Below are 11,937 nucleotides of genomic sequence, written 5' to 3' on the forward strand. Positions count from 1 at the left end.
AGCGGCTAGAACTTGGGGAATCTCCCAGACCGGCTTTGGGGTTGGGTCTGGTACGTTGATAAGGGCGCGTTGCGCATGAAGTTTGGACTGCGACTCCGGGGGGGCTTGCTCGCAACCCTGATCTTGTTCGGCGCGCCGGTGTTTGCCCCGGTTGGGGCTGGTTTTGTGTCTTCGTCTGCGCTCGCTCAGACCGTGCAGTCGATCTCCGTCGAGGGGAATCGCCGTGTCGAGGTGGAGACGATCCGCTCCTATTTCAAGCCTGGCCCCGGTGGTCGCCTCGATCAGGGCGCCATCGATGACGGCCTCAAGGCGCTGATCGAAACCGGCCTGTTCCAGGACGTGAAGATCAACCGCGGCGCAGGCGGTCAGATCGTCGTCTCCGTGGTGGAAAACCCGGTGATCGGGCGCATCGCGTTCGAAGGCAACAAGAAGATCAAGGACGAGCAGCTCACCGCCGAAGTCCAGTCCAAGGCCCGCGGCACGTTCTCGCGCGCCATGGTGCAGTCGGACACGCTGCGAATCGCCGAAATCTATCGCCGCTCCGGCCGTTATGACGTGACCGTCACGCCGGAGATCATCGAGCAGCCGAACAACCGCGTCGATCTCGTCTTCACGGTCAACGAAGGTGCCAAGACCGGCGTCAAGTCGATCGAGTTCGTCGGCAACAACGCGTTCTCGTCCTACCGCCTCCGGGACGTCATCAAGACCCACGAATCGAACCTGCTGAGCTTCCTCTCAAGCGGTGACATCTACGATCCGGACCGCGTCGAGGCCGATCGTGACCTGATTCGCCGCTTCTACCTGAAGAACGGCTTCGCCGACGTTCAGGTCGTGGCCGCGCTCACCGAATACGATCCGGAGAAGAAGGGCTTCAACGTCACCTTCAAGATCGAGGAAGGCCAGCAGTACCGCGTTGGCTCCGTCGATTTCCGCACCAGCATCCCGAACTTCGACCCGAGCACGCTGCGCAGCTTCTCGCGCGTCAATGTCGGCTCGCTCTATAACGTCGAATCGGTCGAGAAATCGGTCGAGGACATGCAGATCGAGGCGTCGCGCCGCGGCTATGCCTTCGCAGTGGTGCGTCCGGGCGGCGATCGCAATTTCGATGCGCACACCGTCGCCGTCGTGTTCAACGTCGACGAAGGCCCGCGCACCTATATCGAGCGCATCAACATCCGCGGAAATACCCGTACCCGTGACTACGTGATCCGTCGCGAGTTCGACCTGTCCGAGGGCGATGCCTACAACCGTGCGCTGGTCGATCGCGCCGAGCGCCGCCTGAAGAACCTCGACTACTTCAAGACCGTGAAGATCACGACGGAGCCGGGCTCGTCCAGCGATCGCGTGGTCCTGATCGTCGATCTCGAGGAGAAGTCGACCGGCGACTTCTCGGTCTCCGGCGGTTACTCCACGACCGACGGTGCGCTGGCCGAAGTCTCGGTCTCCGAGCGCAACCTGCTGGGCCGCGGTCTGTTCGCCAAGGCTTCGGTCACCTACGGCCAGTACGCCCGCGGTTATTCGCTGTCGTTCGTCGAGCCGTACCTGCTCGACTACCGGGTCGCGCTGGGCCTCGACCTCTATCAGCGCACCCAGCTGTCCAACAGCTACATCTCCTACGGCACCAAGACGCTGGGCTTCAGCCCGCGCCTGGGCTTCCAGCTGCGCGAGGATCTTTCGCTCCAGCTGCGCTACTCGATCTACCGGCAGGAAATCACGCTGCCGTCCAACTTGGCGAACTGTAACAACAACCAGTTCCTGGCGGATGGCGTGACGCCGAATCCATTATTCAACCCGAGCCCGGCCTTCTCCAATGCAACCGGTGTCCCGCTGGCTGCGTCCACCAACGGCCTCGGCTGCTACGCCGACGGCGAAGCCTCGCTGCCGGTGCGCAAGGAGCTTGCGGGCGGCAAGACGCTGACCTCGGCGCTTGGCTACACGCTGACCTACAACACGCTCGACAACAACAAGAACCCGACCGACGGCCTGCTCGTCGACTTCAGGCAGGACTTCGCCGGCGTCGGCGGCGACGTCTCCTACCTGAAGACCGTGGCCGATGCGAAATACTACCAATCGCTGGTTTCGGACCTCGTCGGTGTCGTCCATCTCCAGGGCGGTATCCTGAACAAGGTCGGCAGCAGCGATCTGCGCATGCTGGATCATTTCCAGATGGGCCCGAACCTCGTCCGCGGCTTTGCGCCGAACGGCATCGGTCCGCGCGATTTGAATCCCTTCGGTACGCAGGACGCGATTGGCGGCACCAAGTATTGGGGCGCTTCGCTGGAATTGCAGATGCCGTTCTGGTTCCTTCCGAAGGAAGTGGGTCTGAAGGGCGCTGTCTACGCCGACGCCGGCGGTCTCTTCGACTATCAGGGCCCGACGACGTGGTCGGTGACCAACGAAATGACCACGACCAAGAACTCGAGCTGCACGCCATCGAGCATCACCCCGGCAGTGGCTGGAACTTGTACCGGCCTGGTGTATGACAATGGCAATGTGGTCCGGTCGTCGGTCGGTGTCGGTCTGATCTGGGCCTCGCCGTTCGGTCCGCTGCGCTTCGACTACGCAGTGCCGCTCACCAAGGGCAAGAATGACCGTACGCAGGAATTCCGGTTCGGCGGCGGCACCTCGTTCTAATCCGATCAACAGGGCATGATCCGGCCCCTTGGGAGTTCCTTTCCGGGAATTCCCTGGGGGTTGATCGCCAAAAAGATCACGCTCAATCCATGAGATAAGGCATGATGCGGCCTGATCGCTTCATGCCGAAGCCGGACCGCGACGGGGTGGAATGGCGCAGCCGACCTTCTTCAAAAAGCCGCCGGCCTCGACGCTGGCCGACATCGCCGCGCTGACCAAGGCGCAACTGGTCGACCCTGCCAGGGGCGGTCATGTCATCACCGGACTTGCTTCGCTGGACGAAGCCGGCCCGATGCATCTGGCGTTCTTCGACAACCTCAAATACGCCGATGAGCTCAAGGCGACCAAGGCTGGCGCCTGTCTGGTGAGCCCGCGCTTCGAGGCCCAGGTGCCCGCGCACGTGGCCGTGCTGCGGGTGGCGCAGCCGTTCCGTGCCTTTGTCGGGATCGCCCGGGAATGGCATGGCGATGCGCTGCGCCCACAGTCCTGGTTCGGCAATGACGGCATTGCGCCATCGGCCATCATCGACCCGTCGGCGCGGCTGGAGGACGATGTCATCGTCGAGCCGCTGACCGTCATCGGTCCGGATGTCGAGATCGGCAGCGGCACCGTGATCGGCGCCGGTGTGGTTCTTGGTCCGGGCGTCAAGATCGGGCGGGACTGCAATGTCGGCGCCCGCACGGCGATCCAGTGCGCATTGATCGGCAACAACGTGCTGATCCACCCCGGCTGCTCGATCGGCCAGGACGGCTACGGCTTCATCTTCTTCGGCCCCGAAGGGCATCTGAAGGTGCCCCAGACCGGCCGCGTGCTGATCCAGAACAATGTGGAAGTCGGCGCCGGCACCACCATCGATCGCGGCTCCCTGCGGGACACCATGATCGGGGAGGGCACTAAAATCGACAATCAGGTCCAGATCGGCCACAATGTGACGATCGGCCGGAACTGCCTGCTGGCGGCCCAGATCGGGCTCGCGGGCAGCCTGACGATCGGCGACAACGTGGCGCTGGGAGCAAAGGTTGGCATCAACAATCACCTCAAGATCGGTGATGGGGCCCAGGTCACCGCGATGAGCGGGGTCAAGGACGACATCCCGCCGAATGGTCGCTGGGGCGGATTTTTTGCCAAGCCGACCAAACAATGGTTCAAGGAAATTATCGCGGTGGAGCGCCTGGTACGCGACAGCAAGGCCGATCCGAAGGACGAGGGACGGGAATGACGGCGGAATCACCTGTGAAATTCGAGCTGGTGGATATCAATGCGATCCTCCAGACGCTGCCGCACCGCTTTCCGATGCTCCTGATCGACCGGGTGATCAACATCCGCGCCGATTACAGCGGCATCGGCATCAAGAACGTCACCTTCAACGAGCCGGCCTTCCAGGGCCATTTCCCCGAACGTCCGGTCTATCCGGGCGTGATGATGATCGAGGCGATGGCGCAGACGGCCGGCGTGATCGGCATCAAGTCGGTCGAGGGCACCGAGAAGCCGCGCGCGGTGTATTTCCTCACCATCGACAAGTGCAAATTCCGCAAGCCCGTGCTGCCCGGCGACACCATCGAGTATCACATGCGCTCGGTTGGCCGCCGCAAGGCGATGTGGTGGTTTCACGGCGATGCCAAGGTCAATGGCCAAGTCGTCGCCGAAGCCGATGTCGGCGCCATGTTGACCGACTGATTGGGGCGCGCCGCCCGTTCAAGTGTTGGATGAGGTCGTTGATGCAGTGGCGTGGCTTCTTCAGCCGCTCTCTGAAACACGCCGAGATCATACGTCACTGGACAGATCGGGCGCAGTCGCGCTAACCACCGGAAAGCCGAGCAAGTTCAACACATAGTCAGACCTTCTTGATTAGTAAGATCGCTTGATGAGTAAGATCGACCCCACCGCACGGGTGGAAGACGGCGCCGTGATCGGCGAGGGCACCGAGATCGGGCCCTTTTGCATCATTGGTCGCAACGCCCGGATCGGGGCCAATTGCAAGCTGCTCGGACAGGTCACCGTCATCGGCCATACCTCGGTCGGGGACAATTGCGTGATCTCGCCGTTCGCGGTGCTCGGCGGCGCGCCCCAGGATCTCAGCTACAAGGGCGAGCCGACCACGCTCGACATCGGTTCCGGCTGCACCATCCGCGAAGGCGCGACCATGAACGTCGGCACCGTCAAGGGCGGCGGCAAGACGCGCGTCGGCAACGACGGCTACTTCATGAACAACAGCCATGTCGGCCACGACTGCATGGTCGGCAACAACGCGATCTTCGCGACCTCGGCGACGCTCGGTGGCCATTGCGAGATCGGCGATGCCGTCTATATCGGCGGGCTGTCCGCGGTGCACCAGTTCACGCGCATCGGCTCCTATGTGATGGTCGGCGGCCTCTCGGGCGTGCGCGACGACATCATCCCGTACGGGCTCGCCAACGGCCAATATGCGGTGCTGGAGAGCCTCAACCTCATCGGCATGAAGCGGCGCAAGTTCACCCGGCAGCGCCTCGCAACCGTGCGTGCATTCTACCAGAAACTCTTCCATGGCTCCGGCACATTCGCCGAGCGGCTGGAGGCGGTGCGGTCCCTCGAGAGCGAAGATCCGGCGATCGCCGAAATCCTCGGCTTCATCGGCAAGGGCAAGCGTCCGCTCTGTCTTCCCACCATCGAGAAGTGACGCCGGGATGGCCGCGGACATGACATCGGCGGCTCCAGGGATTTTATCACCGGTCGGTGTCGTCGCTGGCGGTGGCGCGATGCCGTTCGCGGTTGCCGAGTCGCTCGCGGCGCGCGGCATTACGCCGGTGCTGTTTCCGTTGCGAGGCGCCTGCGATCCGGTCCAGGCGGAGAAATTCCGCCATCGCTGGATCTCGGTCGGTCAGCTCGGCCGCGCCATGCGGCTGTTCCGCGAAGAAGGCTGCCGCGACCTGATCTTCATCGGCACCCTGGTGCGGCCGTCGCTCACGGAGATCCGGTTCGACTTCACGACGTTGCGGCTGCTCGGCAACGTCATCCGCGCCTTCCGCGGCGGCGACGATCATCTGCTGTCCAGTGTCGGGCGCATTCTCGAGCAAGGCGGCTTTCGCATGGTCGGCATCAAGGACGTCGCGCCCGACCTGCTGATGCCCGAGGGCTGCATCACGCGCGCCTGGCCGGCCGACAATGCCAAGGGCGACATCGAACGCGGACGCGCGGTGCTTACCGCGCTCGGTCCGTTCGACATCGGGCAGGCCGCCGTGGTGATCGACGGCCATGTGGTGGCTGTCGAGGACATCGAGGGCACTGATGCGCTGCTGGCGCGTGTGGCGCGGCTGCGTGAGGAGGGCCGTATCCGTGCCGCCACGGGGCGTGGCGTGCTGGTGAAGGCGCCGAAGAGCGGCCAGGATCTTCGCTTCGACCTGCCGACGATCGGCGCGCGCACGATCGAGGGCGTCGCCAAGGCCGGCCTTGCCGGTGTCGCCGTCATCGCCGGCAACACCATCGCCGCCGAGCCGCAGGCGATGATCGGGCTCGCCGACGCCAAATATCTCTTCGTCGTCGGTCTGCCCGCGTGATGCAAACCCGCAATCCCAAACGGAAGATCTTCCTGATCGCGACGGAGGAATCCGGCGACCGGCTCGGCTCGGCGCTGATGAAGGTGCTGCGCCAGCGCCTCGGCGACGGCGTGCAGTTCGAGGGCGTCGGCGGCCGCACCATGGCGCGCGAGGGGCTCGAGACGCTCTTTCCCATCGAGGAGCTGTCGATCGTCGGCTTTGCCGCGGTGATGCAGCAACTGCCGAAGATCCTGCGACTGATCCGCGAGACCGCGGATGCCGTGACCGAGTCCGCGCCCGACGCGCTGGTCATCATCGACAGTCCCGATTTCACCCATCGCGTTGCGCGCCGCGTGCGTGCGAAGAATCCGGCGATCCCCGTGATCGACTACGTCTCGCCCTCGGTCTGGGCCTGGCGGCCGGGCCGTGCGCGCGCGATGCTCGGCTATGTCGATCACGTGCTGGGTTTACTGCCGTTCGAGCCGGAGGAGTACCGCAAGCTGAAAGGGCCGCCCTGCAGCTATGTCGGCCATCCCCTGATCGAGCAATTGCCGTCGCTGCGTCCGAACCCCGACGAGCAAAAGCGACGCGCCGGCGAGCCGCCGGTGTTGCTGGTGCTGCCGGGCAGCCGCCGCAGCGAGATCCGGCATCATCTCGGCCTGTTCGGCGCCGCGCTCGGGCGATTGCAGGCCGAGGGCCGCGCGTTCGAATTGATGCTGCCGACGATGCCGCATCTCGAAGCCACGGTCCGCGCGGGCGTGGCGACCTGGCCGGTCAAGCCGCAGATCGTCGTCGGCGAAGCCGAGAGGCGCGCTGCATTCCGGATCGCGCGCGCGGCGCTGGCGAAATCCGGCACGGTGACGCTGGAGCTCGCGCTGTCGGGCATTCCGATGGTGACGGCCTATCGCGTCGGCGCGATGGAGGCCTTCATCCTGCGTCGCGCGATCCAGGTCTCTTCGGTGATCCTCGCCAATCTCGTGATCGGCAAGGACGTGATCCCCGAATTTTTGCAGGAAGACTGTACGCCGGAGAAGCTCGCAGCCGCATTGTCCGAGGTGCTGGCGGGGACACCGATGCGCAAGCAACAGGTCGAGGCATTTGCGCAGCTCGACACCATCATGTCGACCGGCAATAAATCACCGAGCGTACTCGCCGCCGACATCGTGCTCGCGACGATGCGGAAGGGGCGGCAGGCGAGCCAGGGATAGAGTCGCCGACGCCACTATCTCATCTGGACGACGACCTTTCCCTTCGCTCGTCCCTGGCCGAGGTATGAAAGCGCGTCCTTCGCCTGTTCGAACGGAAAAACCTTGTCGATCACCGGCCGGATGCTTTCCGCTTCGAGAAGCCCGCCAATCTCCGCGAGCCGGCTGCCGTCCGGACGCACGAACAGGAACGAATAGGCGACGCCGCGTCTGCTGGCGAGGCGAATGATCTTGCGACTGAGAAGCCCGAACACCAGCACCATGAGAAAGTTCATGCCCCGGGCGCGCGCGAATGCGGCGTCCGGCGGTCCGACCAGCGAGACGACGGTGCTCCCGGCCTTCAATATCCGAAGCGATTTTTCGATCGCATCGCCCCTGACGGTGCCCAGTACGGCGTCGTAGTTTCGGAGCACGTCCTCAAATTGATGCGTCTTGTAATCGACCACCTCGTCGGCCCCGAGGCTCCGCACGAGGTCGATGTTCCCGGTGCTCGTTGTCGTCCCGACTTTTGCCCCGAAATATTTCGCGAGCTGGATTGCGAACGTGCCGATGCCGCCAGCGCCTGCCGGGATGAACACCTTCTGGCCGGGCTTGAGTTGTGCTCGCTCCTTGAGGGCCTGCCACGATGTCAGGCCGACCATCGGGATCGAGGCCGCTTGCACGAAGTCCAGATTTGCCGGTTTGGGCGCAGCGGCGCTTTCGGGCACACGCGCGAGTTCGGCGAGTGCGCCGGTGCCGCTCCGGTCGAAGATACTGGCGAACACGGCATCGCCCGGCTTGAAGCGGGTCACGCGGCTTCCGACTTCCACCACGACACCAGACAGATCGCTGCCCATCGTGGCTGGTAGCTGAAGCGGGAGGACGGGCTTGAACAGTCCTTTCGCAATCATGTTGTCGACAGGATTCAAGCCGGCCGCGTGGACCTGAACGAGAAGCTCGTCCGGTCCAGGCTGTGGCCGGGGAATGTCAGCGAAGGTGACTTGGTCGGGTTTGCCGTAGCGCTTTAAGACAAGTGCTTTCATGTGATGCTGTTTCGAAGATTTTGTGGGAGCGGCTGTATGGGGCGGTGGCTCGTTCATCCCGTCAGAAAGCTCGCGCGGGGCGGGAGGCCACGACATGCCTGGCGTCGAGCCCCAGGTCCTTTCGAATCCCGGCATCTACCAAGCCGGCAGGCGCAAATCTGCGAAGGAAGCGCAGCCGCTTGGCGAGCTTGCCGGCCGCGTAGCGGACCTTCGGGTTTGCCGCGTCGGCCGCCGTGAGCACGGTTTCGGCCACGACGCCCGGAAGCTCAGCCGTCGCCATCACCTCCTTCACCCTCCTGTTCACGCCCGCACGAGCTTCGCGGTACTCATCGAGCTTGGCATCCGGCTCCATGAAGTTCGTGTCGAATGGCGTCTTCGTGTACGCGGGCTCGATGACCGAGACCCGGATGCCCCGGGTGCGTAGCTCGTGGTCCAGCGATTCCGAATATCCCTCCACCGCGTGCTTGGTCGCGGCATAGAGCGCGCCGTAAGGCATCGGCAGGAAGCCGAGGACAGATCCGACGTTGATGATGCGACCGCTGCCCTGGCGTCGCATGTGCGGCACGACAGCGCGCGTCATCCGGACCAGCCCGAAAAAGTTGGTTTCGAAGATCGACCGCGCCTGATCGATCGAGCTCTCTTCGGCGCCGGCGGGGGCGACGCCGAAGCCGGCATTGTTCACGAGCACATCGATGCGGCCATCGCGCCGCACCACTTCGCTTACGGCAGCCTCCACTGATTCATCGCTGGTCACATCGAGGGGCAGCATCTCGAACGATCGCTGGCCTGTCTGGGCTCCCCGTCTGCTGGTGCCGTAGACCTTGTAGCCGGCCTTCGCGAGCCGCTCCGCGGTGGCTTCGCCGATGCCCGACGAGGCGCCGGTCACCAGAGCAATCTTCCCTCTAAACTGAGCCATCTGCTTCTCCTGGCGGCCCCGGACGGGGTTGCGCGATCAAATCCGCCGCGGGCGAGGGCTTCGGCCACGCGGATCCGGTCGGATGATTTTTTTGATTACGGTCGTAATCATTTAATAAGATGACGATCGTAATTATATTTGTCAAGATCACTCTGGTTCAGGATCTGACGCATGCGAGTTTCCAAGGAGAAGGCGGCTGAAAACCGCGACCGAATTCTCAAGGCGGCGTCGCGCCTTATGCGCGAGCGCGGCATATCCGGTGTCGGCGTTGATGCGCTGGCTGAAGCGGCCGGGATGACCCACGGCAGCCTCTACAGCCAGTTCGGCTCCAAGGAGCGGCTTGTCGAGGAAGCGGTCGCCGATGCGATTGTCACCAAGGGCATGGAGCTGCGCGAGGAGTGGAGTCTTGGCGACTACGGTTCTGAATATCTGTCGGCCACGCATCGCGACGAGCCCGGGACCGGATGTCCGTTTGCGGCTCTGTGCTGCGAGATGCCGCGCCAAGGCCACGGGGCGCGAGAGCGTTTCACTGCTGGAGTGAGGGGAATGGCCGGTTGGCTCGGCGAGCGGCTGGGTGGCGGCATCAAGCGACGCCAGCGCGACGAGGAGGCGCTTGCCACTCTTGCTTCGCTGGTCGGGGCGCTCGTGCTTGCTCGCGCCGTGAGCGATCCCAAGCTATCCGACGATATCCTTCGCTCGACCAGAAAAAGGCTTGAGAGCTGATCTCGTGCGTGGCGATGTGAATGGCCCGACGGACGATCTACGCCAGCCCACCATCCACCCGGAAACACTGGCACGTGATGCGCCGGCTCGCGTCGGAGGCAAGGTACAGCGCCATGTCCGCGATGTCTTCGGGCGTTACCGCGTCGGGAATGGCCTGGCGCGTGCGCATCTCGGTGATGACCTTCTCGTCCGGATACCACAGCTTCCGCTGCCGCTCGGTGATCACCATGCCCGGCGCAATCGCGTTGACGCGGATGCGGTCGGCGCCAAACTTGCGGCCGAGTGAATTGGTGAAGCCGACGATGGCCGCCTTGGCCGCGGCGTAGACCGGCAGCCCCGGCGCGCCACGCATCCAGGCGACCGACGACATGTTGACGATCGAACCGCCGCCGCGCGCCTGCATCTGCGGCACCACGGCCTGGGCGGCAAAGAAGACGTGCTTGAAATTGACGCCGATCGTCCAGTCGAACTCGGCCGGCGTCACGTCGGCCAGCACCTGGCGCTGATCGTTCGCGGCATTGTTGACGAGGACTGCGGCATCGCCGAGCGACCCCTGCACCTTCGCCAGCGCGGCGCGCAGGGCGTCGATATCCATGAGATCGCAGGGCACGAACAGCGGTGCCGTGCCGGAGGTCTTCGCCACGTCCCGCGCGAGCGCTTCGCCCGCCTGCGTGTCGAGGTCGAGGAAGGCGACGCGCGCGCCCTGAGCGGCGAACGCGCGCGTAAAGGCGGCACCGATGCCGCTGGCGCCTCCGGTGATCACCACCACGCGATCGGCGAGGTCGGCATAGGTCGTCTGGGTCATGCGATCAGTCGCTCCGTCTCAGGGTCGAACAGGCAAATGCGGCGGGTATCGAGGGCGAAAGAGGCGGTCCCGCCCGGCGTCGGGCGGATGTCCGGCGAGATGCGCGCCTGCGCGGCCTCACCGCCAAGCCGCAGCAGGACAATGGTCTCTGCGCCGGTGGGCTCGACCAGCTCGACAGGCGCGGTGACGATGACCGGCGCGCCCGTGGCGCCAGAGAACACGCGATCGCCCTCGGCGATGCATTCCGGCCGGATTCCAATCACCACCTCGCGGCCGACATAGGAGGTCGCTGCGTCGTAGTCCTGGAGGCGGAGACGGACCTCGTCCGGTCGGCCTGCGCCGATCACCGCCACAGGACCGGTGCTGTCTGCCTCGAGCCGGGCCGGCATCGTGTTCATCGGCGGCGAGCCCATGAAGCGGGCGACGAACAGATTGGCCGGATAGCGGTACACCGTGTCGGGGTCGGCGAATTGCTGCACCACGCCGCGATGCATCACGGCAATGCGCGTTGCCATGGTCATCGCCTCGATCTGGTCGTGGGTGACGTAGATGATGGTCGCGCCGATGCGCTGGTGCAGCCGCTTGATCTCCATGCGCATCTCAACGCGCAGCTTGGCATCGAGGTTGGAGAGCGGCTCGTCGAACAGGAACAGCAGGGGATCGCGCACCAGCGCGCGACCCATCGCCACGCGCTGGCGCTGGCCGCCGGACAGTTGCGACGGTTTGCGGCCGAGCAGCGGCTCGATCTGAAGCAGCCTGGCCACGTTCGCCAGCGCCTTCTCCTGCTCCGCCTTGGCGACGTGCCGGCACTCCATGCCGAAAGTGATGTTCTGGCGCACCGTCATCGACGGATAGAGCGCGTAGGACTGGAACACCATGGCGATGTCGCGGTCCTTGGGCGGGACGTCGTTGACGACGCGCCCGCCGATCTCGATCGTGCCGTCACTGGCGCGATCGAGTCCGGCGATGATGTTGAGAAGCGTGGACTTGCCGCAGCCTGAGGGGCCGACCAGTACCGTGAATTCGCCGCTCTCGATGTCGAGGTTGATGCCTTGCAGCACCTCAAGATTGGCGTAGCGCTTCGACAGGGCGCGAATGCTCAGTGCTGCCATGACCCATC

At 64.5% G+C, this 11,937-nt stretch carries 11 protein-coding genes; 7 read left to right on the top strand and 4 right to left on the bottom strand.

All coding sequences use genetic code 11. The features are described 5' to 3' along the window. Nucleotides 1-75 precede the first annotated feature (75 nt). From bamA to lpxB, 6 genes are all read left to right on the top strand, one after another. Nucleotides 76-2,634: an outer membrane protein assembly factor BamA gene (bamA, locus tag QA645_RS20295; RefSeq protein ID WP_283052570.1), complete on the top strand. Its 2,559-nt coding sequence runs from the start codon at nucleotides 76-78 to the stop codon at nucleotides 2,632-2,634. Between the two features lie 151 nt (nucleotides 2,635-2,785). Beyond that, nucleotides 2,786-3,853, top strand: coding sequence for a UDP-3-O-(3-hydroxymyristoyl)glucosamine N-acyltransferase (gene lpxD, locus QA645_RS20300; protein WP_254131805.1), 1,068 nt, complete (start codon nucleotides 2,786-2,788; stop codon nucleotides 3,851-3,853). Continuing rightward, on the top strand, nucleotides 3,850-4,311 hold the full coding sequence (fabZ, locus tag QA645_RS20305; protein ID WP_018320213.1) for a 3-hydroxyacyl-ACP dehydratase FabZ: 462 nt from the start codon (nucleotides 3,850-3,852) through the stop codon (nucleotides 4,309-4,311). Before lpxD ends, fabZ begins: the two co-directional genes overlap by 4 nt. Nucleotides 4,312-4,498: 187 nt before the next feature. After that, a complete protein-coding gene (lpxA, locus tag QA645_RS20310; RefSeq protein WP_254193942.1) occupies nucleotides 4,499-5,290 on the top strand; it encodes an acyl-ACP--UDP-N-acetylglucosamine O-acyltransferase in 792 nt (263 codons plus the stop codon). A gap of 19 nt (nucleotides 5,291-5,309) precedes the next feature. Further along, nucleotides 5,310-6,167, top strand: coding sequence for a UDP-2,3-diacylglucosamine diphosphatase LpxI (gene lpxI / locus QA645_RS20315; protein ID WP_283052575.1), 858 nt, complete (start codon nucleotides 5,310-5,312; stop codon nucleotides 6,165-6,167). Further along, the gene (gene lpxB / locus QA645_RS20320) at nucleotides 6,164-7,354 is read left to right on the top strand and encodes a lipid-A-disaccharide synthase (protein WP_283052577.1); all 1,191 of its coding nucleotides are present in this window, start codon (nucleotides 6,164-6,166) and stop codon (nucleotides 7,352-7,354) included. The genes lpxI and lpxB overlap by 4 nt, the downstream gene beginning before the upstream one ends. Before the next feature lie 14 nt (nucleotides 7,355-7,368). On the opposite strand, the gene QA645_RS20325 is transcribed toward lpxB, so the two are convergent. Beyond that, entirely contained in the window at nucleotides 7,369-8,373 is a 1,005-nt protein-coding gene (locus QA645_RS20325) for an NADP-dependent oxidoreductase (protein WP_283053271.1), read from the bottom strand. Nucleotides 8,374-8,434: 61 nt separating this feature from the next. Continuing rightward, nucleotides 8,435-9,289, bottom strand: coding sequence for an oxidoreductase (locus tag QA645_RS20330; RefSeq protein ID WP_283052579.1), 855 nt, complete (start codon nucleotides 9,287-9,289; stop codon nucleotides 8,435-8,437). Nucleotides 9,290-9,460: 171 nt separating this feature from the next. On the opposite strand from QA645_RS20330, the gene QA645_RS20335 reads away from it, so the two are divergent. Beyond that, nucleotides 9,461-10,012 (top strand): TetR/AcrR family transcriptional regulator, encoded by a 552-nt coding sequence (locus QA645_RS20335; protein WP_254131800.1) that lies wholly within the window; start codon nucleotides 9,461-9,463, stop codon nucleotides 10,010-10,012. Between the two features lie 37 nt (nucleotides 10,013-10,049). Here QA645_RS20335 and QA645_RS20340 read toward each other — a convergent pair whose 3' ends face one another. After that, nucleotides 10,050-10,817 carry an SDR family oxidoreductase gene (locus tag QA645_RS20340; RefSeq protein WP_283052582.1) on the bottom strand — a complete coding sequence of 256 codons (768 nt, stop codon included), beginning with the start codon at nucleotides 10,815-10,817 and terminating at the stop codon, nucleotides 10,050-10,052. Further along, on the bottom strand, nucleotides 10,814-11,929 hold the full coding sequence (locus QA645_RS20345) for an ABC transporter ATP-binding protein (RefSeq protein ID WP_283052583.1): 1,116 nt from the start codon (nucleotides 11,927-11,929) through the stop codon (nucleotides 10,814-10,816). Before QA645_RS20345 ends, QA645_RS20340 begins: the two co-directional genes overlap by 4 nt. Nucleotides 11,930-11,937 lie beyond the last annotated feature (8 nt).

The organism is Bradyrhizobium sp. CIAT3101 (genome assembly GCF_029714945.1).
Classification (GTDB): Bacteria; Pseudomonadota; Alphaproteobacteria; order Rhizobiales; family Xanthobacteraceae; genus Bradyrhizobium.